Source organism: Sphingopyxis sp. KK2 (assembly GCF_001990265.1).
Taxonomy (GTDB): domain Bacteria; phylum Pseudomonadota; class Alphaproteobacteria; order Sphingomonadales; family Sphingomonadaceae; genus Sphingopyxis.
In genome coordinates, this window is the sequence record NZ_LYVN01000014.1 from 19,784 (window position 1) to 41,465 (window position 21,682).

The 21,682-nt window shown below is 66.4% G+C and carries 23 protein-coding genes; 14 read left to right on the forward strand and 9 right to left on the reverse strand.

The features are described 5' to 3' along the window. Genes B1A78_RS03940 through B1A78_RS03950 form a run of 3 tightly spaced genes read right to left on the reverse strand, consistent with a single transcriptional unit; the run spans window position 1 to window position 3,022 of the window. Window positions 1–1,497 (reverse strand): class I adenylate-forming enzyme family protein, encoded by a 1,497-nt coding sequence (locus B1A78_RS03940; RefSeq protein WP_077145710.1) that lies wholly within the window; start codon window positions 1,495–1,497, stop codon window positions 1–3. After that, window positions 1,497–2,261, reverse strand: coding sequence for an SDR family NAD(P)-dependent oxidoreductase (locus B1A78_RS03945; RefSeq protein WP_077145711.1), 765 nt, complete (start codon window positions 2,259–2,261; stop codon window positions 1,497–1,499). The genes B1A78_RS03940 and B1A78_RS03945 overlap by 1 nt, the downstream gene beginning before the upstream one ends. Beyond that, window positions 2,258–3,022 (reverse strand): SDR family oxidoreductase, encoded by a 765-nt coding sequence (locus B1A78_RS03950; RefSeq protein WP_077145712.1) that lies wholly within the window; start codon window positions 3,020–3,022, stop codon window positions 2,258–2,260. The genes B1A78_RS03945 and B1A78_RS03950 overlap by 4 nt, the downstream gene beginning before the upstream one ends. Before the next feature lie 84 nt (window positions 3,023–3,106). Here B1A78_RS03950 and B1A78_RS03955 point away from each other — a divergent pair, with 84 nt between their 5' ends. The 5 genes from B1A78_RS03955 to B1A78_RS03975 are packed head-to-tail and all read left to right on the forward strand — an operon-like array spanning window position 3,107 to window position 7,633. Then, window positions 3,107–3,886: an enoyl-CoA hydratase/isomerase family protein gene (locus tag B1A78_RS03955; RefSeq protein ID WP_077145713.1), complete on the forward strand. Its 780-nt coding sequence runs from the start codon at window positions 3,107–3,109 to the stop codon at window positions 3,884–3,886. A gap of 1 nt (window position 3,887) precedes the next feature. Further along, complete coding sequence (locus B1A78_RS03960; RefSeq protein ID WP_077145714.1) at window positions 3,888–4,799, forward strand: SDR family oxidoreductase; 912 nt, start codon at window positions 3,888–3,890, stop codon at window positions 4,797–4,799. Beyond that, window positions 4,796–5,551, forward strand: a complete 756-nt coding sequence (locus tag B1A78_RS03965) for an enoyl-CoA hydratase/isomerase family protein (RefSeq protein WP_077145715.1) — start codon at window positions 4,796–4,798, stop codon at window positions 5,549–5,551. The genes B1A78_RS03960 and B1A78_RS03965 overlap by 4 nt, the downstream gene beginning before the upstream one ends. Then, window positions 5,551–6,702, forward strand: a complete 1,152-nt coding sequence (locus B1A78_RS03970; protein ID WP_077145716.1) for an acyl-CoA dehydrogenase family protein — start codon at window positions 5,551–5,553, stop codon at window positions 6,700–6,702. Before B1A78_RS03965 ends, B1A78_RS03970 begins: the two co-directional genes overlap by 1 nt. A 4-nt stretch (window positions 6,703–6,706) precedes the next feature. After that, on the forward strand, window positions 6,707–7,633 hold the full coding sequence (locus B1A78_RS03975; protein ID WP_077145717.1) for an acyl-CoA dehydrogenase family protein: 927 nt from the start codon (window positions 6,707–6,709) through the stop codon (window positions 7,631–7,633). 7 nt (window positions 7,634–7,640) lie between these two features. Here the strand turns inward: B1A78_RS03975 and B1A78_RS03980 are convergent, their stop codons facing one another. Further along, on the reverse strand, window positions 7,641–8,201 hold the full coding sequence (locus tag B1A78_RS03980) for a TetR/AcrR family transcriptional regulator (protein ID WP_077145718.1): 561 nt from the start codon (window positions 8,199–8,201) through the stop codon (window positions 7,641–7,643). Window positions 8,202–8,263: 62 nt separating this feature from the next. Between B1A78_RS03980 and B1A78_RS03985 the strand changes: the two genes are divergently transcribed. From B1A78_RS03985 to B1A78_RS03995, 3 genes are read left to right on the forward strand one after another with little or no spacing between them, the layout of a single operon-like run. Further along, complete coding sequence (locus B1A78_RS03985; RefSeq protein WP_077145719.1) at window positions 8,264–9,454, forward strand: cytochrome P450; 1,191 nt, start codon at window positions 8,264–8,266, stop codon at window positions 9,452–9,454. Window positions 9,455–9,479: 25 nt separating this feature from the next. After that, window positions 9,480–10,961, forward strand: coding sequence for an aldehyde dehydrogenase (locus B1A78_RS03990; protein ID WP_077145720.1), 1,482 nt, complete (start codon window positions 9,480–9,482; stop codon window positions 10,959–10,961). Between the two features lie 2 nt (window positions 10,962–10,963). Next, window positions 10,964–11,752 carry an SDR family oxidoreductase gene (locus B1A78_RS03995; RefSeq protein WP_077145721.1) on the forward strand — a complete coding sequence of 263 codons (789 nt, stop codon included), beginning with the start codon at window positions 10,964–10,966 and terminating at the stop codon, window positions 11,750–11,752. A 94-nt stretch (window positions 11,753–11,846) separates the two neighbouring features. Here B1A78_RS03995 and B1A78_RS04000 read toward each other — a convergent pair whose 3' ends face one another. The 5 genes from B1A78_RS04000 to B1A78_RS04020 all read right to left on the reverse strand — a co-directional run bounded on the left by B1A78_RS04000 (window position 11,847) and on the right by B1A78_RS04020 (window position 16,457). Further along, window positions 11,847–13,352 (reverse strand): AMP-binding protein, encoded by a 1,506-nt coding sequence (locus B1A78_RS04000; RefSeq protein WP_083733816.1) that lies wholly within the window; start codon window positions 13,350–13,352, stop codon window positions 11,847–11,849. After that, window positions 13,349–14,119, reverse strand: coding sequence for a FadR/GntR family transcriptional regulator (locus tag B1A78_RS04005; RefSeq protein ID WP_077145722.1), 771 nt, complete (start codon window positions 14,117–14,119; stop codon window positions 13,349–13,351). Before B1A78_RS04005 ends, B1A78_RS04000 begins: the two co-directional genes overlap by 4 nt. Window positions 14,120–14,225: 106 nt before the next feature. Then, window positions 14,226–15,086, reverse strand: coding sequence for an SDR family NAD(P)-dependent oxidoreductase (locus B1A78_RS04010; RefSeq protein ID WP_077145723.1), 861 nt, complete (start codon window positions 15,084–15,086; stop codon window positions 14,226–14,228). Continuing rightward, on the reverse strand, window positions 15,079–15,579 hold the full coding sequence (locus tag B1A78_RS04015; protein ID WP_144037677.1) for an SDR family oxidoreductase: 501 nt from the start codon (window positions 15,577–15,579) through the stop codon (window positions 15,079–15,081). The genes B1A78_RS04010 and B1A78_RS04015 overlap by 8 nt, the downstream gene beginning before the upstream one ends. After that, the gene (locus B1A78_RS04020; RefSeq protein WP_077145725.1) at window positions 15,576–16,457 is read right to left on the reverse strand and encodes an SDR family oxidoreductase; all 882 of its coding nucleotides are present in this window, start codon (window positions 16,455–16,457) and stop codon (window positions 15,576–15,578) included. The genes B1A78_RS04015 and B1A78_RS04020 overlap by 4 nt, the downstream gene beginning before the upstream one ends. 80 nt (window positions 16,458–16,537) lie before the next feature. Between B1A78_RS04020 and B1A78_RS04025 the strand changes: the two genes are divergently transcribed. Genes B1A78_RS04025 through B1A78_RS04050 form a run of 6 tightly spaced genes read left to right on the forward strand, consistent with a single transcriptional unit; the run spans window position 16,538 to window position 21,682 of the window. Further along, a complete protein-coding gene (locus tag B1A78_RS04025; protein ID WP_077145726.1) occupies window positions 16,538–17,398 on the forward strand; it encodes an SMP-30/gluconolactonase/LRE family protein in 861 nt (286 codons plus the stop codon). Continuing rightward, the gene (locus tag B1A78_RS04030; protein ID WP_077145727.1) at window positions 17,391–17,849 is read left to right on the forward strand and encodes a nuclear transport factor 2 family protein; all 459 of its coding nucleotides are present in this window, start codon (window positions 17,391–17,393) and stop codon (window positions 17,847–17,849) included. The genes B1A78_RS04025 and B1A78_RS04030 overlap by 8 nt, the downstream gene beginning before the upstream one ends. Before the next feature lie 41 nt (window positions 17,850–17,890). After that, the gene (locus B1A78_RS04035; protein WP_077145728.1) at window positions 17,891–18,349 is read left to right on the forward strand and encodes a MarR family winged helix-turn-helix transcriptional regulator; all 459 of its coding nucleotides are present in this window, start codon (window positions 17,891–17,893) and stop codon (window positions 18,347–18,349) included. Next, complete coding sequence (locus B1A78_RS04040; protein ID WP_077145729.1) at window positions 18,346–19,413, forward strand: phosphotransferase family protein; 1,068 nt, start codon at window positions 18,346–18,348, stop codon at window positions 19,411–19,413. The genes B1A78_RS04035 and B1A78_RS04040 overlap by 4 nt, the downstream gene beginning before the upstream one ends. A gap of 20 nt (window positions 19,414–19,433) precedes the next feature. Next, window positions 19,434–20,708 (forward strand): acyl-CoA dehydrogenase family protein, encoded by a 1,275-nt coding sequence (locus tag B1A78_RS04045; protein ID WP_077145730.1) that lies wholly within the window; start codon window positions 19,434–19,436, stop codon window positions 20,706–20,708. A gap of 14 nt (window positions 20,709–20,722) precedes the next feature. After that, complete coding sequence (locus tag B1A78_RS04050; protein ID WP_077145731.1) at window positions 20,723–21,682, forward strand: alpha/beta hydrolase; 960 nt, start codon at window positions 20,723–20,725, stop codon at window positions 21,680–21,682.

The following is a 21,682-nucleotide window of genomic DNA, read 5'->3' on the forward strand; positions in this document are numbered from 1 at the left end:
CTATGTTTCCGCGAACAGCGCGCGCAGCCCGGGCGCCGAGGGTTTCATCGACGGGGTCCGCGGAAAGTCGGGAACGATGCGGATATGGACCGGGACCTGATAGGCGATCAGTCGCTCGCGGAGCCATGCCTTGAGATCGTCGTGTGCCGGAGCGGGCGCGCCGTCCTTGAGGATGATCGCGGCGGCTGGCACGGCGCCGAGGCGGTCGTCGGGGACGCCGACAACGGCGGACTCGCGGATCGCCGGATGATCGTTCAACGCGGTCACCACATCGTCGGGATGGATCTTGAAGCCGCCGCGAATGATCGCATTGTCGGCGCGGCCCCGGATGAAGAGGAAGCGGTCGGCGTCGAGGACGGCGCGGTCGGTGGTGCGCAGCCATTCAAGGTCGTTGCCGAGCTGCTGCCCCTTGATCTCGAGCAGGCCTTCGGCGCCATGCGGCAGGATCGCCCCACTTTCGGCATCGACGATGCGCGCTTCGACATCGGCGTGGACGCGACCGACCGCGCCGCGCTTTTCGGGCCAGAGCTTGCGGAAATCATCGATCGTCCAGCCCGCGATCGCGCCCGCAAATTCGGTCGCGCCATAATTGCTGCAGATCGGGATGCCATATTTGGCGATGAAAGCATCGACGAGCTCGGGCGCGAGCGGCGCGGTGCCGGTGATCAGCGACTTGAGGCTGGCGAGGTCGGCAGGATCGACATCGGCGTCGAGCAGCATGCGCACCGCCGACGGGACCGCCGAAGCAACCGCCGGGCGGTTACGGCGCACCGCCGACACCCAGGCGTCGACGCTGAACTTTTCGAGCAGCGCGATCCGCCGCCCCGCCGCCAGCGCGCCGATGCAACCATAGATGCCACCGATATGCGTCAGCGGGTTGACCACCATCGTACAGCCCGAATTGAGCCGCGGCGGATCGTCGAAACTGCGCCCGCGCTCATATCGGGTGAAGCCGCGAAAGCTGGCGTCGAAGGCATCGCGGCTGAGCGGTACGCGCTTGGGCGTGCCGGTGGTGCCGCTGGTGAGCATCTCGATCGCAACGCCGGGCGAGGTCTGGATGCCGGTGCGGACCTCGCCCTGCACGACGCGGACGCCGTCCAGAAGCGGATCGATTGCGATCACCGCCGAACCGGCGCGAGCGAGCGCTTCGGCAAGGCCGGGGCGTGCGAGGTCGGTGGCATCGGCGATGATGGCGGGCAAGCCGAGTTGCTCGACGTCGGCGAAAAGCTTTGCGTCGGGCAGGATCGGGTTGAGCGTGACGAGGCAGCGGTCGGTCGAAAGCACCGCGACGATCGCCGCGACATGGCCGGGGCGGTTGCGCAGCATCACCCCGACGCGCGCATCCTCGGGCAGGCCCATCGCATCGAGCGCATCCTCGATCGCGCGGACAGCGGCGGCGATCTGGCGCCAGCTATAATCCGTCCCGCCAAAGTCGATCTGCGCCCGCCCAGGATCGAGCGCCATGATCGCACGCAATTTCTCGGTCATCAGCGCCATCAGAGGGCCAAACCTCCGCTTGCCTCGATCACCTGTCCCGTCACCCAGCGCGCATCGTCGCCGAGCAGCATCATGACCGCGCCCGCTATATCCTCGGGTTCTCCCAGACGTCCCATCGGAGTGTGTTTCGCGGTCGCCGCATCCCAGCCCTCCTGAGCGCGCAGCGCCGCGATAAATTCGGTCGCGACCGCGCCGGGGGCGATGCAGTTGCAGGTGATCTGCCGCTTTGCGACCGCCAGGGCCGTGCTGAAGGTCAGGCTCTGGATCGCGCGCTTGGTCATCGCATAGCTTGCGGCGAAAGGCTGGCCGACCTTGCCCGACATCGAGCCGATGTTGACGATGCGCCCGCCGTCGCGCAGCCGCGGCAGCGCGGCCTGCGTCACGAAATGCGGGCCCTTGACGTTGACGGCGAACAATTCGTCGAACAACGCCTCGCCCGCGCCCTTCAGCGTGCCGTCACGCCCGCCGCGTCCAACCCCGGCGTTGTTGATAAGGATGTCGAGATTGGGCGCCTCGCCAAAGGCCGCATCGCACGCCGCGAACATCGCCTCAATCCCAGCGAGCGACGAAACGTTGGCCTGCACCGCAAACGCCTGGCCGCCCGCAGCCACGATCTCGGCGACCAGCGCGTCGGCCGCGTCCTTGCTGCCCGCATAGTTGACCGCGACATGCGCCCCCGCCTGCCCCAGCCGCCGTACGATCGCGGCGCCGATGCCGCGCGAACCGCCGGTGACGAGCGCGGTCTTGCCGACAAGGTCGCTCACAGGAACAGCCCCCCGCTTGCTTCGACGATCTGCCCGGTGACCCAGTGCGCCTCGTCGCGGCAGAGCATCATCACCGCGCCCGCGATATCCTCGGGCACGCCGAGGCGTTTCATCGGGGTGAGTTTCGACGTCGCCTCGGCCCAGCCGGGCTTTTCGGAGAGCGTCTTGTTGAATTCGGTATCGACCGCACCCGGCGCGACGAGGTTGCAGGTGATACCGCGCGGGCCGACGACGACCGCGGTCGACATGGTCAGGCTCTGCAGCGCGCGCTTGGTCGCGGCATAGGCGGCGAAGGGCGGCAGCGCCGAGCGCCCGCCGAGCGAGCCGATGTTGATAATGCGCCCGCCGTCGCGGAGGCGGCCGAGGCAGAGCTGGGTGATGAAATGCGGCGCCTTCTGGTTCACCGCGATCATGCGGTCGAACAACTCCTCGCTGCATTTGGTCAGGCTGCCGGTATCGCCCTCGCCGCCGACCCCGGCGTTGTTGACGAGGATGTCGAGATTGGGGGTTCCGCCGAAGGCCGCATCGCAGGCCGCGAGCATTGCCTCGATACCCGCCATGGTGCCGACGTCGGCCTGCACCGCAAAGGCCTTCCCGCCATTTGCCACGATCTCCGCAACGAGCGTTTCGGCGGCATCCTTGCTGCCCGCATAATTGACCGCGACATGCGCGCCCGCTTCCGCGAGTCGGCGTGCGATCGCCGCGCCGATACCGCGCGATGCGCCGGTGACGAGCGCGGTCTTTCCGCTGAGCTCCGCCATTTTCTCTCTCCCCAATCGTTTCGACATAATTGACTTAGTTATACAAGTCGTGCAAGCCCTGCCGAAAAGAAAATGGGAGTGGAGATGTCCGAACTGATCCTCAGCAAGCGCGAAGGCGCCTTGCGCATCCTGACGTTGAACCGGCCCGACCGGCACAATGCGATGGACGATGCGATGTCTTCGCTGTTCCAGAAATTGCTCGGCGAGGCGCTGGATGAAACGGACAGCAGCACGATCCTGATCCGCGCCAATGGCAAGAGCTTCTGTTCGGGCCGCGACACCAATGTGCTCGGCCATCGGGCGCGCGACGAGAGCGATTTCCATTTCATCCGGCGCCACCAGGAAGGGCGGCTGAAGATGCAGGAATCGACCAAGCCGATCATCGCGGCGCTGAAGGGCGGCGCGATCGGCGGCGGGTGCGAACTGGCGCTCGCGGCCGATATCCGGGTGAGCGACACGACGCTGAAGCTCGCGCTGCCCGAGATATTATACGGCGTGCTGCCCGACACCGGCGGGACGCAGATGATGACCGCACTGATCGGCCCGTCGCGCACGAAATATATGGTGATGTCGGGGCAGAAGATCGACGCCGCGACCGCGCTCGAATGGGGGGCGGTCGACTTCGTCGTCCCCCCTGAGGAGCTTGAGACCAAGGCGCTCGAAATCGCACGCGACATCGCGGCGCGGCCGCCGATCAACCTCGCGCTCGCGAAGGAGATGATCAATCTGATGCACGGCCCGACGATCCGCACCGGCACCCGCGCCGAGCTCTACGCGCAATCCTATCTGTTCAAGACCGACGATTATCAGGAAGCCCGCGCCGCGATCCGCGAGAAGCGCGCGCCGCTCTACAAGGGGAAATAATATGGCGCTTCCTCCCCCTCCCCCCGTCGGCGCCAAGGCGCTGCCCGACGGCACCTATGCCGGACAGGTTGTTGCGGTCACCGGCGGCGGTACCGGCCTTGGCAAAGGCATGGCGGTCGAGTTCGCGCGGCTCGGTGCGAAGATCGCGGTACTCAGCCGCAAGCCCGACCATCTGGCGGCGGGCATCGCCGCGATCGAGGCGGTCGGCGCTGAGGTCATCGCCGTCGCGTGCGACGTCCGCGACCCCGATGCGATCGTCCGCGCTTTCGACGAGATCGAGGCGAAGCTCGGCCCGGTCGATGTGCTGATCAACAATGCGGCAGGCAATTTCCCGGCGCCCGCCGAGGAGATGACCCCGAACGGGTTTCGTACCGTGGTCGATATCGTGCTCAATGGTACCTATAATTGCAGCCGCGAGTTCGCGGTGCGGCGGCTCGCTGCGGGGCTGCCGGGAGCGATCCTCAACATCGGCGCGACCTATAGCTGGACCGGCGGACCGGGGACGTCGCATTCGGCGGCGGCGAAGGCGGGGGTGACCAATTTGACGCAGAGCCTCGCGGTCGAATGGGCTCCCGACGGCATCCGCGTCAATTGCATCGCGCCGGGGCGCTTCCCGCACGACGATCTGCCCGCGCATATGACGCGCCACCGCGAGGGCGAGCGCGGCGACAATACGATTCCGGGGATGCGTGTCGGCGAAGTCCGCGAACTGGGCTGGGCGGCGACCTTCCTCTGCTCGCCCTACGCGACCTATATCAGCGGACATACACTCGTGGTCGATGCCGCTAACTGGCTGCGCCGGTCGCTGGTGATGCCCGAGTTCGTGCCGATCCGTGAACAGTTCGGAAAGCGCGCGATGGAAAGCGGCAGCGCGCGCGAGGCGATCGCCAAGACGCGCGGAGACGGCGCATGACCGCGCCGCTGGTCCTGCGCGACGACGCGAACGGCGTCTGCACGCTGACGCTCAACCGACCCGACAAGCGCAATGCGATCAATCGCGAGCTGTTCCGCGAATTTCGCGCACATATCCGCGATATTGAGGACGGGATCGACGACGTCGGGTTGGTCGTCATCACTGGCGCGGGCGAGCATTTCTGCGCGGGCCACGACCTCAAATCGCCGCCGCACGCCGATGCGCTGGGCTGGCTGCGACAGGAGATGCTGATCGTCGAGCGGCTGACGAAGCTGCGCCAGCCGGTGATCGCGAAGGTCCGGGGCACTTGCTACACCGGCGGGCTCGAACTCGCGCTCGCGTCCGATTTCATCGTCTGTGGTACGAGCGCGCGCTTCGCCGACACGCATGGCAAATGGGGACTGGTCCCCGGCTGGGGCCTGTCGCAGCGGCTGCCCCGCCGCGTCGGACAGGCGAAGGCGCTCGAGATGATGCTGACGTGCCAGCCCTATGCGGGCGAGGATGCGGCGGCGATGGGGCTCGCCAACTATTGCGTCGCCGATGAGCTACTCGATGCCAAGGTCGCCGAACTGGCCGCGCTGATCCTCGGCAACAGCCGTCACAGCAATGCCGAGAACAAGCGGCTGATCTACGACACCGACGGCATGGGCATCGCGGCCGGGCTGAACCACGAACTGATGCGCAACGCCGGGTTCGATCCGGCGATGCGCAAGAAGGGCGAGCCAATCGGCGCCGCGAAAAAGGCCGTTTGATGGACATCGGATTTTCGCCCGAGGAAATGCACTTTCGCGAAGAGTGCCGCGACTGGCTGCACGCCAATGTGCCCGCCGGGAAGCGCCCGCTCGATGCCGCCGACGCGATCACCTTCGACAAGGCGTGGCAGCGACGCCTGTTCGACGCCGGCTGGGCGGGGATCAACTGGCCGACCGACTATGGCGGGCGCGGGCTGTCGATCGTGCAGCAGGTCATCTGGCTCGAGGAATATGCAGCAGCGCATGCGCCATGGATCGGGGCGAATTTCGTCGGGATCAACCATGGCGGCCCGACCTTGATCCTCAACGCCAGCGAGGAACAGAAAGCGTATCACCTGCCGCGCATCCTGAAGGGCGAGGCGATCTGGTGCCAGGGCTTTTCGGAACCCGGCGCGGGGTCGGACCTCGCGGGGATCAAGACGCGCGGGCGGATCGAGGGCGACGAACTGGTCATCAACGGGTCGAAGATCTGGACGAGCTTCGCGCATGTCGCCGACTGGCAGGAACTGGTGCTGCGCACCGAGGAAGGCTCGCTGCGGCACAAGGGGCTGAGCTGGGTCATCTGCGACATGCATGCGCCCGGAATCACCGTGCGGCCGATCCGCAAGATGTCGGGGCAGACCGAATTCGCCGAAGTCTTTTACGACGATGTGCGCATTCCGCTCGCCAACGTCGTCGGTGGGCTCGGCAATGGGTGGAAGGTCGCGATGTCGACCTTGAGCTTCGAACGCGGCACGGGGTTCATTGCCGACCAGGTCAAGCAGAGCCAGGAGATCGAGGAACTGATCGCGGCGGCACGCGCGAACGGGATGATCAAGGACGACCGGATCGCCGACCAACTGGCGCAGCTGCGCGCCGAGGTCGCGGCGGTGCGCGCAATGACCTATCGCAACATTTCCGAGGTGGTGCGCACCGGCCAGCCGGGCCCCGAGGCGTCGGTGATCCGGCTCTTCACCTCCGAACTCGGCCAGCGGCTCGAACGCATGGCGGTGCTGCTGATGGGCGATGCCATCATCGACTTCGCCTATGGCGACGACAATGTAGTCGGCGATTATCTGCGCGGCTTCGCGGCGACGATCGCGGGCGGCACCGCGCAGATCCAGCGCGACATCATCGGCGAGCGGCTGCTCGGCCTGCCCAAGTCGAGGTGATATCATGGACCTGACCCCGAACGACGAACAGATCGCGTTCCAGACTGCGACCGCCGACTGGTGCCGCGACAATATGGCGCTGGAGGGCGCGCGGGCGCGGCCCGAAGGGCTGTGGGCCGAAATCGAGGCGATGGGGTGGACGGGCATGACCGCGCCCGGAATGGACCTCGACCATGCGACCGAGGCGCTGGTGTTCGCCGAGCTCGGGCGCTTCCTCGCCCCGATCGGACTGATCGCGACTGCCGTCGCGAGCCGCTGGTTCCCCGATGTTGCCGAGGGCAAGGTCGCACTGGCGCTGACCGTGAGCGAGCCCGAGGATTTGCGCGTGCTCGATCCGGCGGGATCGTGCGCCGTGCTGATGAGCGAGCCGGGCGGACTGCGACTGTTCGATCTTCCCGACAGCTTCACCGATCAGAGCGGCATGGTCCATGCGACGCCGCACGCGCCGACGATAGACCTGTCGACGCTGCAGAGCCGCCACGAATGGACGAGCTCGCTTTGGACCGAGGACGACCCTGCCCCGCCGCTGCACCTGCAATTGTTGAGCGCAGCATATGCCGTCGGCTGCGCCGATGCGGCGCGCGACATGGCGGCCGATTATGCCAGGCTGCGCGAACAGTTCGATCGCCCGATCGGCTGGTTCCAGGCGCTCAAGCATATCTGTTCGGACATGGCGGTGCGCGCGGCAGCAGCGCGGTCACAGCTCTATTACGCGGCCTGTGCGCTCGACGAAAATGCTGCGGACGCCGCCTTCCATGTGGCCGCAGCAAAACGGCTCGCCGACCAGGCCGCGCTCGACAATGGGCGCGCGAATATCCAGGTCCATGGCGGCATAGGCATGACCGACGAGGCAGCGGCGCATTTGCCGCTGAAACGCGCGCATCTGTTGCAATTCATTGCGCCGGCAGCGCGCGAAACGCTGCTGGCCTGATGCGATGTCACTCGTCGACGATGGCCTGGAACTCGCGTTCGAGCCATTGGCGCAGCCGCGGTTCGACGCGGCCGGCGAATTCGGCGAGCGGAAGCTGGTCGCGATAGGCGAAGAAGCCGAGCGAGACCATCATGAAGCGCGCCGCCTTCACATCGGCGTCGCCGCCGCCGAACCAGTCTTTGAGCGGTTCGAACACCCGCTCGCGGAGCAAGCGCTGCGCAATCGCGCGCGCCTCGCTGTCGGCGGCGGCGCTGAACATCATCGGCAGCGGGCTGACGCGGTCGTCCTCGTCGGCGAAGCGCGCGACGATCATCTTGCCGAACTGGTCCTTGGGCAGATCGGTCATCAGCCGCGTGTTGAGCGCCGCATCGAGCGCGGCTTCGAACAATTTCAGTTTACCGCCGAAATAGCGGCTGACCAGCGACGGGTTCACCCCCGCGAGCGCGGTAATGTCGCGCACCCCCGCCTCGGCAAAGCCCTTCGCGGCAAAGACTTGCTGCGCAGCATGAAGAATTGCTGCGCGGGTGCGGTCGGCGTCGCGGGCCGGCGTTTCGATCGTCGTTTCCATAAACTCTCCCGATTGACTCCTTATGTAAACACTCGTTTACTTACGTCAATGGGAGAGAGAATATGACCGATTCGCAGGCTGCGGAGCGCACGCCCGTCTTTGAATTCGACTATATCGCCGACCCCGGCGTGCTCGCCGATTGCCATGACCGCTATTGGGAGCTGAAGGAGACCGCGCCGCCGGTGTTCTGGACCAGCGCGCATGGCGGCCATTGGGTGTGCAACACCGGCGCGACGGTGCAGCATGTCGTGCGGCATCCCGAGCTTTTCTCGAGCCGCTATCTCTCGATACCGCCCAATCCCGACCAGCCGAAGATGATCCCCGAGATGCTCGACCCGCCCGAGCACCGGCCCTATCGCCAGATGCTGCGGCCCTTCTTCGAATCGAAGGCGATCGAGCCGCTCGACGGGCGCATCGCGGCGTGGACCGACCAGTTGCTCGATAGCGTGGTCGATAAGGGCGAATGCGATTTCGTCGAGGCGATCGGCTCGCGCCTGCCCGTCGCGGTGTTCATGGAATTATTCGGTTTCCCGATGGAGAAGTTCGAAGAGTTCCGCGCCCTCGCCACCGGCTTTTTCCATTCGCAGGCGAGCAACGAAAACCGCAACCAGCTCGCGCAGGCGATCGTGGGCAACCTGGCCGAACTGATCCAGCAGCGCATGGCCGAGCCCAAGGACGACATGATCTCCAAGATCATCGCGGGCGAGGTCGACGGGCGCAAGCTGAGCTTCGAGGAACTGATGTCGATCGGCTTCCTGATGTTCCTTGCCGGGCTCGACACCGTCACCAATGCGATGAGCTTCGGCATGCGCCACCTCGCGCATGACGAAAAGCTGCGCCAGCGCGCGATCGACGATCCGGCGGTGATCCCGAACATGGTCGAGGAGTTGCTGCGGCGCTACGCCTTCGTCGCGACGCCGCGCTACGTCACCGCCGACACCGAACTCGGCGGCGCGCAGCTTCGCGCGGGCGACTGCATCCTCGCGCCGCTGCCGCTCGTCGGCTGGGACGAGACGTTGACCGAGGATCCGAAAACAGTGTCGGTCGAACGGCAATTCTATCGCCACGCCGCCTTCGGGTCGGGCATCCACACCTGTCTGGGCCTGCATCTCGCACGCATGGAACTCATCATCTTCTACCGCGCCTGGTTCGGCCGCATCGGCCACTTCCGCCAGATCACCAAGGGCGACGAGACGTGCCGCGGCGGCAGCGTGATGGCACTCGAACATCTGCATCTGGCGTGGGACGCCTGAACGACTTTCATTGGGAGAATTAGATATGGCTAGCGCACCCGCAGTTCACCTGCATTTGGGTCACGAACAACGGACGAGCGGCACCGGCGGCACGCATCCGCATTTGCATCCGGTCCAGCAGGTCGTTCAGGCCGACATCCCGCTCGCGGGGGCGGCAGAGGTCGAGGAAGCGGTCGCGAAGGCCGAGGCCGTGCGCGAGGACTGGCGGCGGACTGCGCCCGAGGTGCGGCGCGACATTCTTAATCGCCTCGCCGACCTGCTCGAAGCGAACAAGGCCGAACTCGCCCGCATGGCGGCGCTCGACGGCGGCACGACCTTGATGGTCGGCGAGCGCGGGGTCGATACAGCGGTGGGCTGGACGCGCTATTATGCCGGCTGGTGCGACAAGATGTCGGGCGAGCTGATCTCGACCTTCGATACGCGCGGCGAACTGAGCTACACGGTGCCCGAGCCGATCGGCATCGTCGGCATCATCATCACCTGGAACGGCCCGTTGATCTCGCTCGGCATGAAGGTCGCGGCGGCGCTCGCGGCGGGCAATTGCGTGATCTGCAAGCCCGCGGAGATCACCCCCTTCGCGCCCGAGATGTTCGCGCGGCTGTGCAAGGAAGCCGGGGTGCCCGACGGCGTGCTGTCGATCCTGCCCGGCACCGGCGCGGCGGGCGATGCGATCGTGCGGCACAAGAAGATCCGCAAGATCAGCTTCACCGGCGGACCGATCACCGCGCGCAAGATCCTCGCGGCCTGCGCCGAGGAGATCAAGCCGTCGGTCATGGAACTCGGCGGCAAGTCGGCGAGCCTCGTCTTCCCCGACTGCGACATCCAGGCCGCCGCAGAGCGCGCGGTATTCTGGACCGTCGGTTGCCTGTCGGGCCAGGGCTGCGCCCTCCCCACCCGCCAGCTCGTCCATGCCGACATCTATGACGATTTCATCGCGCGGCTCAAAGCGATCATCGGCCAGTTCAAGGTCGGCGACCCGCTCGATCCGACCGTGGCGGTCGGCCCCGTCATCAACAAGGCGGCGGTCGAGCGGATCACCGGCATGTTCGAGCGCGCGAAGGCCGACGGCGCCGCGACCTTCCTGCTCGGCGGCGGGCGCTGCGGCGGCGACCTCGCCGAGGGCAATTTCATCGAGCCGACCCTGATCGTCGACGCCGACCCCGATCACGAGATCAGCCAGGTCGAAATCTTCGGCCCCGCCGTCGTCGTGATGAAATTCCACACCGAGGATGAGGCGGTCGCGATCGCCAACAACAGCGAATATGGACTCGCCGCCTATATCCAGTCCAACGATCTGCAGCGCGTCCATCGCCTGTCCGAGCGCCTGAACGCGGGCGGTGTCTACAACAACGGCGGATTCCAGATCAATCCGCACACCCCCTTCGGCGGCATCGGCATCTCGGGATTTGGCAAGGAGGGCGGCAAGGCGGGTATCGACGAGTTCCTGCACTACAAGACCGTCACCATCGGCGTCGGCGCCCCGATCTTCCCGAAGCAGGAGGCGTGAGCATGGCCGACTTCACCAACGACCAGTTCCGCCTCGACGGCAAGGTCGCGATCGTCACCGGCGCGGGCGGGCGCGGCAACAGCATCGGGCGCGCCTATGCGGTCGGGCTCGCCAATGCGGGCGCGAGCGTCGTCGTCGCCGACCTCAATCGGGAAGGCGCCGAGCGCGTCGCGGGCGAGATCGAGGCTGCGGGCGGCAAGGCGCTGGCGGTGCAGGTCGACATCGCCGACGAGGCGTCGGTCGCTGCGATGATGGACGCCGTGCAGGCCGCCTTCGGCGGGCTCGACATCCTGGTGAACAATGCGGCGCTGATGGTCGAGGCGGTCGGCACGCCCGCGATCCAGACGAGCATCGCCGATTTCGACAAATTGATGCGCGTCAACCTGACCGGGGCGCTGATCTGCTCGAAGGCGGCGGTGCCTTTGTTCCAGGCACGCGGCGGCGGCAAGATCGTCAACCAGCTCTCGGCAGGCGGTTTCCCCGCGCAAACCACCTATGGCATCAGCAAGGTCGCGCTGCTCGGGCTGACGACGACGCTCGCGACCGAACTCGGGCGGATAAACGTCAACGTCAACGCGATCGCGCCGGGGATGACGATGTCCGACGCGGGCAAGGCGCTGACCCCCGACGAAAGCCCCTTCGTGCAGGCGGCGATGGCGCGTGTGGTGAAACAGCCGCGCGGTGAGCCACAGGACCTGGTCGGGGCGCTACTGCTGCTCTGCTCGCCCGCAGGCGACTGGATCACCGGGCAGGCGCTCAACGTCGATGGCGGGTTCATCATGCGGAACTAAAAAACTCGTCATTGCGAGCGAAGCGAAGCAATCCAGAGCGGCGCATGCCTACTCTGGATTGCCGCGTCGCCTTCGGCTCCTCGCAATGACGAAATCAGGCCGTCCGCCGCAATTCGTGCTTCAGCACCTTGCCCGACGCATTGCGCGGCAGTTCGGCGAACAGGCTCAGCCGCTCGGGCGTCTTCTGTTTCGCGATTCCCGCCGCGAAGAAATGATCGCGCACCTCTTCGAGCGTCAGCGTCGCTCCCGGCGCGGGCACGACGCACGCACGCACCACCTCGCCCATGCGCTCGTCCTTCGCTGCCACCACCGCCACATCGGCGACCGCCGGATGGCCGAGCAGAACCGCCTCGACCTCTTTCGACGAAATATTCTCGCCGCCGCGGATGATGATGTCCTTCTTGCGGTCGGTGATGAGCAGATAGCCGCCCTCGTCGAGCCGCCCGATGTCGCCGGTGCGGTACCAGCCGCCGGGCAGGAAGGCCGCCTCGTTCAGCGACGCGTCGAGATAGCCCATGAAGAGCTCGGGCCCGCGCGTGCAAATCTCGCCGTCTTCGCCGGGCGGCACGTCCCCGCCGTCATCGTCGACGAAGCGCATCTCGGACCCGATGATCGCGCGCCCTTCGGTGTGGAGCTGCTTGTCGAGCGGATCGTCGACCACCCCCGAGGTGACGGTCGGGTGCTCGCTCGACCCATAGCAATGATAGACGGCCAACCCCAGCGCCTGGCAGCGTTCGATCAGCGACGGCGGCACCGGCGCCGCCCCGACCAGATATTGGCGCAGCGATGTCAGGTCGTATCCCTGCGCATCCGCCGCCGCGATCATGCCCGACAGATGGAAAGGCGTGCCCGACGAGGAAGTGACCTTGTGCCGGTCGATCAGTTCGGCCGCGAGCGTCGCGTCCCACTGGTCCATCAGGATCAGCGGCGTCCCCTGGCAAAGGAAACGATACATCGACAGCGCGCCCGCGACATGGCCCGGCGGCCAGGGCGAGATCACTGCATCGTCGTCGCTCCCCGCGCGCATCAACCGCATCGTCTCCATCTCGGCGAGGAACCCGCGCGCCGAGTGCATCACCCCCTTGGGATCGGCGGTGGTGCCCGAGGTGTAGACGAGAAGCGCGAGGTCGTTCGCATCGACCGCCACCGGATCGGCAATCGGGCCCTCGGCCTCGAGCGCGTCGAAGTCGGGTCCGATCGCGACATGCCGCTCCAGTGCGGGCAGGTCGCCGCAGTCTGCCACGACCTGACGGTAGTCGACATTGCGGAAGCGGTCGGGGGTGACCAGCCATTTCGCCTTCGACTGGCGCAGGATGAAGCCCAGCTCCTTCGCGCCATAGATGGTGACGATCGGCAACATCACTGCCCCCGCCTGCGCAGCGGCGACCGCAACGACAAGCCATTCGCGCCAGTTGGCGAGCATGCAGGCGACGATATCGCCGCGCCCGATGCCCGCGGCGGTCATCCGCGTCCCCATTCGCCGCCCCGCCGCGACGACCTCGCCCAGCGTGGTCGTGCAGGGCAGCTTGTCCGACGCGACGGTCAGCGCCGCTCCGGGCGCACGCGCCGCGGCGGCGATCATCGCGTCGGCAAAATTCATCCGTGCAGGGAGTCGACGATCCGCTCGCCCTCGCCGCGTGCCGCCCAGGTGTCGTTGGCGTTGCGCAGATGGAGCCGCCAATGGTTGACCGCACCCTCGACATCGCCGGCCTCGATCATCGTGACCAGCTTTTCGAAGGATTTGAACCCGGCGCGCAGGCTCTTGTACTTGTCCTCTGTCGTCCGCGGGTGGCGGCGCTGATAGTCGTTCTGGTGATGGCGGCCGAGATTGAGCAGCATGCGGTTCAGCAGGCTGAGCGTCTTGTTGCCCGTCGCCTCGACGAGCGTCTGGTGGAAATGCGACACATTGTCGACGAACTCGGCATAAGCCTCCGTGGTCAGCATGTTTTCCAGGTCGGCGAGCACCTGGCGCACTTGCGCGAAGCCCGGCGTCTGCCCCTTGGCGGTCGCCAGCCAGCGCACGACGGTCGGCTCGATCGCAAGACGCGCCGCGTACAGATCGGCGATCGTCGTCCCGCCCGCCTCGAGCAGATAGCCCGCATAGCGCGACACCAGTTCGACCGACGGCTGATGCACGCGCGCGCCGCTGCGCGAGCCGCGCACGACGCTGATCAGCGCTTCGGCCTCGAGGATACGAAAGGCTTCGCGCAGGGTCGGCCGCGAAATGCCGAGGGTCGACATCAGCGTGCCTTCGGGCGGCAGCGAGTCCCCCTCTTTCAATTCGCCCCGGACGATCTGGGCCCGGATCTGGTCGGCGACCAGTTCCGACGTCTTAGGTACCCTGATACGTGCGGCGCTATTTTCCATATTCACAAATCCTGCCCCTGCCCGGAGTTGTTTAACTTATCTCTACTCTAGAAGCGCCTTTAGGGCCTTTGGCGCAATCCCGCAATGTTGCGGCGATTTCCTCCATTTAGCCACCGAAGGACAGGCCTTCGTTGAGCGTCCATTTGCCATCGCGCCCGCGCACCCATCCCGACGATCCCCAGGTCCCGCCATCGACGGGCAACAATATGCCGGTTATGTAACTTGCCATCGCGCTCGACAGGAAAACCGCTGCATCGCCGCATTCCATGTCGACGCCCTCGCGCCCGAGCGGGATCAGGCGGTTCATCGCATCGACCGCCTCGTCGCTATGATGCTTCCACGTCGCGGGATCGACGGGGCCGGCGCGATTACCCTGGTTGCCGGGGGTGACCGTATGGTCGGGGGCGATGCAGTTGACGCGGATGCCGTGCCCCGACAGTTCGACCGCCATCGATTTGGTGAAGCTGAGCATGCCCGCCTTGCACGCAGCATAGACCGCGAAATTGGGTGCGGCGCGGTTCGCTTCGATGCTCGCGACATTGACGATCGAACCGCCCCGCCCGCCCGCGACCATATGCCTGGCCGCTGCCTGCGTCGCGATCAGCATCGACATCAGGTTGATGTCGATATGCTTGCGCATGCTGCGCTCGCTCTGCTCGAGGAAGGGGCGTGCGGAGACGCCCCCGGCGTTGTTGGCAAGGATATCGAGCCGGCCGAACTCGGCGGCCGCGCGGTCGACGGCGGCGCGCAGGGCCTCGCCGTCCATCACGTCGCCCGCGATCTCCAGCGCGCGCCGTCCTGCTTCGCGCACCCGCTCGGCCGCCTCCTCGGCGCGTTCGGGAAAAATATCGTAGATCGCGACGTCGGCGCCCGCTTCGGCAAGCCGGATCGCGATCGCGCGCCCGATCCCGCCACCGCCGCCGGTCACGAAGGCGGCCTGCCCGTCGAGGCGGATGCGATCAGTCATCGAGCGCGATGCCCATGACCGCACCGGTGACATAGGCGGCATAATCGCTGGCGAGATAGGCGGCGAGATGCCCGAGCGTCTCGCCGGTCTCGTGCGTCAAAATGCTGTTCACACGCACGCCGTCGCGCGCCCATTCGACCCCGAGCGTCTTGGTGAGATTGCTGAGCGCGCCGCCAGCGGCGGCCTGATCGGCGCCGAGAGCCTGTTCGGGCGCCCCGACGAATAATATCGCCCCGCCCTGCCCGCGCGCGCGGCAGTTTGCGGCGAAATCCTTCGCGCCGAGGAAGCGGCGGTCGAGACCGGCCTCCATGCTGGCGCGCCATTCGGCGTGGGTCAGGTCATGCGCAGGCTTGATCGCCGAAGGCGGCGCGACATGAACCCAGATGTCGGCTTCGCCGTCGACCAGCGTCGCCCCCGCCGCTTCGAACGCCTTCGTGATCGCCGGGCTGTCGCCCTCGATCGCCACGCGCTTGCCCGCCAGCCAGCCGCTCATTTCCACCCCCAGGGTCCGTCGGCGCGTTCGCGCGGCGGCACATAGTCGGGCATCATCAGCGAGCGGCGCAGGCTCTCGCCGCCATCCTGCACGATCACCTGCCCCGTCATCGCACCGAAGATCGATGTGCAGGTCATCGCCGACAGCCAGCCGAACTCCCAGATGCTGCCGGTGCGCCCGGCAGGGATCATATTCTGCAGCGGCTCGATCCCGCCCTCGCGGTTTCCGGCGGTCGAACTGGCGTGCGGGAAGAAACCCGCCGCGATCGCGTTGACGCGGATGCCGTAAGGCGCCCAGTCGGCGGCCAGCTTCCTGGTCATCGTCGCCTGCGCGGTCTTGGCGGCGGCGCTGTGCGCGTCGCCGGGAAAGCCGGTCCAGATATATTGCGCGCTGTTGTTGACGATCGCCCCGCCCGCGCCGCGCGCGATGCGGCGGCGCGCGAACTCGGTCGAACAGAGGAAGGTGCCGTCGATCGCGATCCGCGTGACCGCATTCCAGGCATTGGCCGAGATATCCTCGGCGAGCACCGGAAAATTGGCGCCGGCATTGTTGGCGAGCAGCGCGATCGGCCCGAGTGCCGCCTCGGCCTCGTCGAAGGCCGCAGCAACGGCTTCGGGCAGCCGCACGTCGCAGCTCATCGCATGGGTGCGCACGCCGAGCGCGGCGATTTCGGCCGCGCCTTCCGCCGCACGCTCGATGCTGCGCCCCATCACCGCGACGTCGGCGCCGCCCTGTGCAAAGGCCTTGGCCATGGCGAGCCCCATCCCCGATCCGCCGCCGGTGACGAGCACCGTCTGCCCCGCGAAGATGTCGGCCGGATAGGGCGGCGCGTCGAAAGGCGGCGGCGTCGCCACGATATGATGGGCTGCTACTGGCATCGTCTCTCCCTGCACACAGGGTTGCGCCCGGACCCGACGCGTGTCAAGACATACATAACTAGGTTATACAGGAGAGGCATATGGAGATCGTCGCGGAGGGCCTCGCCTTTCCCGAGGGGCCGGTGGTCATGGCCGACGGGTCGGTGATCGTCGTCGAGCTGGCGGGCGGGCGGATCACCCGCTGCTGGAACGGCCGGACCGAGACGATCTGCGCCATCGGCGGCGGCCCCAATGGCGCCGCGATCGGCCCCGACGGCGCGCTCTATGTGTGTAACAATGGCGGGCTCGACCTCGTCAAATTCCAGAATGCACGCGGCGCCGGGCATGAGGGCCGCGTCGAACGCGTCGACCTCGCAACCGGCCGTTTCGATCGGCTTTACGATGTGTGCGACGGCATCGCGCTCGAAGCCCCCAACGACATCGTCTTCGATGCGGAGGGCCGGATGTGGTTCACCGACCTCGGCAAGAGTCACGACGGCATCCGCACCGCGAGCGGGCTGTTCAGCGCGGCGCCCGACGGGTCGTCGATCACCGCGATCAACCGCCATGCGATGTCGTATAACGGCGTCGGGCTGTCACCCGATGGTGCCCATGTCTATGTCGCCGACACGCATCAGGCGCGGCTTTGGCGTTATGATCGCCGGGTCGAGGCGCAGCGCCCGACCTGGGTCGCAACGGCGCCGGGGCCGGTCGGCTTCGACAGCCTCGCGGTAACCGCAGCGGGCCATATCTGCGTCGCGACGCTCTACGACGGCGGGATCACGACGATCACACCCGATGGACAGGTGAGCAAGCGCGACATCGCGGGCGAGCCCTATGTCACCAATATTGCCTTCGGCGGCGCCGACCGGCGCGATGCCTATATCACGCTGTCACAGACGGGGCGGCTCGCAAAGATGCGCTGGGACGAGCCGGGGCTGGAGCTTCATTACAATGGCTGATCTTGGGGCTGATCTTGGGGCTGATCTTGCGGCTGACCTCGCCGCCAACCGCGACGCGATCCGCGACCTGCTCGCGCGCTATACCTATAATGGCGACCGCGGACGGCTCGCCGAAATGACCGCCTGTTTCGCCGAGGATGGCGTGCTCGAATATCTGGGCAAGGCGCCGCAGGGACCCGCGGCGATCGAGGCGGCGCTGTCGTCGGGGACGCGCAATCCGCGGCTGACCTTCATCCGCCACCATATCACCAACCCGCTGATCGCGATCGATGGCGATACGGCGACCGCGCGCAGCTATTTCACCGTGCACAGCAATTTCGGACCCGACCATAGCGGCACCTATGACGACCGGCTGGTGCGCACCCCAGACGGCTGGCGCTTCGCGCACCGGCGGGTGCGGATCGACTGGCAGGCCGAGGGATCGCTGTTCGAACCGATGACATCGCGCTGATCGATATTGACACTATAGTGTCAATTCGACATCAAGGTGCCATGTCTGATCGATTTCCAGATTTCGAACGATTCGCCGACGAGGTCGCGCGATTGCGCGGCCGCATGCGCGCGCTGTTCGCCGATACGCGCGCCGCGAGCGGATTGCCCGAGATGGAGCTGACGGTGCTCACCGCGGTGGTCAACGCCGCGGCACCGCCGACGGTCGCGCAGATCGGCCGCAGCCTCGGTCACCCGCGGCAGGTCGTTCAGCGCGCCGCGAACCGGCTCGCCGAACTGGGCCTCGTCGCTTTCGCCGATAATCCCGAGCACAAGCGCGCTTCGTTGCTCGTCGCGACCGAGGCGGGACGTGCGTTGAAGGCCGCCGATCATGCCCGCGCGCAAGAGGTAACGCGCGCCGTGACGGCGCGGATCGACGCCGCAACCTTTGCTGATGCAGCCGGACAGCTTCATGCGATCCGTTCGGAGATCGAAGCCTATTTGCGGGAGCGCGAACAATGAACGGCGAACTGGCGGCGCTGGCCGATGTCGAGCGACTGACAGCGTGGCTCGACGTCCATATCCCCTCGCTCGGCGACGGGCCGCTTCAAGTCGCGAAGATCCATGGCGGCACCTCGAACGTCATCCTGTCGCTCGATCGGGGCGGCGACACGCTGATCCTGCGCCGCCCGCCCGCGGTGCCGCCGCCGGGCAGCGAAAAGAGCGTGCTGCGCGAGGCGCGCGTGCTCACCGCGCTGAACGGCACCCCCGTGCCCCACCCCGTCTGCCACGGAAGCTGCGCCGACGCCGACGTCATCGGCGCGCCCTTCTATGTCATGGACCTCGTCGAGGGCTGGCCCGCCGACCTCATCGACGGCAAGATCCACGACCGCCCACCCTTCGACAAAATGCCGCACGCGCGCGAGGTCCCCTTCGCGATGGTCGACGGGCTGATCGCGCTCGCCAATGTCGATTATAAGGCCGTTGGATTGGACGATTTCGGGCGCCCCGACAATTTCCTCGAACGCCAGGTCGACCGCTGGGAAGGCCAGATCAAAAGCTACAAGCAGCTCTATGATTTCGAGTGGCGCGAACTGCCCGGCTATGCGCTCGCGCGCGACTGGCTGCGTGCGAACCGGCCCGGCGATTTCCGCCCCGGCATCATCCATGGCGACGTCGGTACCCCCAACGCGCTCTTCGCCTTCGATCCGCCGTGCCGGCTCACCGCGCTGATCGACTGGGAGTTGTCGACGATCGCCGATCCGCTGCTCGATCTCGCCTGGTTCTGCAACGGCATATGCGATGAGCGCTTCCCGGGCCATATTCCCGAAAAATCGCTCTACAATGTCATGGACTGGCCGACGCGGCAGGAGCTGATGGCGCATTATGCGGCGGGCACCGGCCGCAGCATGGACAGCTTCGACTATTACCTCATCCTCGCGATGTTCAAGGGCGGCTGCATCCTCGAGTACAAGGTCGCACAGGCCGCCAAGGGCATTTTGAGCGCCGAGACCGGGCGCTTCTTCGACCGGCTGGTGCGCGGCAATTTCGCCGAAGCCGAAAAACTCATTCGCCTCATCGGCTGATCCCAAAACAAGGAACCCCCATGATCGATTTCCGCATCGAACCCGAATTGCAGGCCAAGCTCGACTGGATGACCAAGTTTGTCCGCGAGGAGTGCGAGCCGATGGACCTGCTCTTCCCCGGCCATGGCGCGCCCTATGACGTCGCGAACAAGGAATCGCGCGCCTATATGGCGCCGCTGCAGGAGCAGGTGAAGGCGCAGGGCCTGTGGGCGTGTCACCTCGGCAAGGAACTCGGCGGGCCGGGCCACGGCCAGTTGACGCTTGCGCTGATGAACGAGATCCTCGGGCGCAGCTATTGGGCGCCGACCGTCTTCGGCACCGCTGCGCCCGATACCGGCAATGCCGAAATTCTCGCGATGTTCGGCACCGACGAGCAAAAGGCGCGTTATCTGCAGCCGCTGATGGACGGCACGATCGTCTCGACCTTTTCGATGACCGAGCCGCAGGCCGGCGCCGATCCCAAGGAATTCGCCTGCCGCGCCTGGCAGGAGGGCGACGAATGGGTGATCGAGGGCGAAAAATGGTTCTCGTCGAACGCGCGCTACGCCGCCTTCCTGATCGTCATGGTCGTCACCAACCCCGAAAACCCGCCCTATAATCGCATGTCGATGCTGATCGTCCCCACCGACACACCGGGGGTCGAGTTCCTCCGCCATTCGCAGACAATGGGCGACAGTCGCGGCGAGGATGACGGCACCCACGCCTATATCCGTTACAACAAGGTACGCGTGCCCTTGGATGCGATGCTCGGCGGCCCCGGCGAGGGGTTCAAGGTCGCGCAGGCGCGGCTCGGTGGCGGGCGCGTCCATCATGCGATGCGCACTGTCGGCAAATGCCAGCGCGCGATCGACATGATGCTCCAACGCGCGGTGTCGCGCCGCACGCAGGGCAAGCAACTCAGCGAGCATCAGTTCGTGCAGGGCGCAATCGCCGATTCGATTATCGAGCTCGAACAATTCCGCCTGCTCGTGCTCAAGACGGCATGGATCATCGACAATGAACCGCATGGCGCGGCGCGCACGCATATCGCGATGTGCAAGGTGCAGATGGCGAAGGTCTATCACGACATCGTCCAGCGCGCGATCCAGCTCCACGGCAGCCTGGGCGTCACGCTCGAAACGCCGCTCGCCGACATGTGGATGGGACTGCCCGCGATAGCACTGGTCGATGGGCCGACCGAAGTGCACAAGGTGCAGGTCGCGAAAGCCTATCTCAAAAATGCGACGCCCGCGCCGGGGCTGTTCCCGAGCGAGCATATCCCGACCCGGCTGGAGGCGATCCGGGCGCGGGGCTGAGAGGAGCATTTCGCATGACCACCCGTCCGCTCGTCGACAAACAGATCGCACCTTTGCTCGACATGTTCCCGCCGGTCGACCTGGCCGGAACGCCGATCGACGAGCTTCGCGAACAGTCGGGACGCGCCTATGCCTTCATGCCCCCGCCCGCGATCCTGCCGGAGGAGATCGTCATTCCCTCGGCGCACGGAGGGCCCGATATCGCGGTCTATCTTTATAGCCCGGCAGAAACGAAGCCGGGCGGCGGCGCAATTCTGCATATCCATGGCGGCGGCATGGTCATGGGGTCGGCGAAGCAGATCCAGACCAGCCCGGCGTCGCTGGCGGTGGCGGCGGGGGTTCCGGTCGCATCGGTCGAATATCGACTTGCGCCCGAACGCCCCTTTCCGGCGCCGCAACAGGATTGCCATTCGGCGCTCGTCTGGCTTGCGGGACAGGCCGACGCACTCGGCTTCGACGCGAGCCGGATCGTCGTCGCGGGCGAGAGCGCGGGCGGCGGACTGGCGGCGGCGCTGGCGATCATGGCGCGCGATCTCGGCGGGCCGGCGATTGCGGGGCAATTGCTCACCTATCCGATGCTCGACCATCGCACCGGCGGCGACGCCTGCCCCTATGCCAATCCGAACACCGGCGAATTCATCTGGACGCGCGCGAGCAACCGCTTCGGCTGGGGGGCCCTGCAAGGCGATTACGCCGCCGATGACGATCGCAAGGGCTGGTTCTCGCCCAGCCTCGCCGACGACCTGTCGAACCTGCCCCCCGCCTATATCGCGACGGGCAGCCTAGACCTCTTTTTCGATGAAAATCTCGATTATGCGCGGCGGCTGACCGCGGCGGGGGTGCCCGTCGAGCTGCACAGTTACGCCGGCGCGATCCATGCCTTCAATGCGGTGCCTGGCGCCGCCATCGCCGACCGCTGCAACGCCGGACTGATGGCCGCCGCGGCAGCGATGACCGCCCCCGCAGGAGAATGA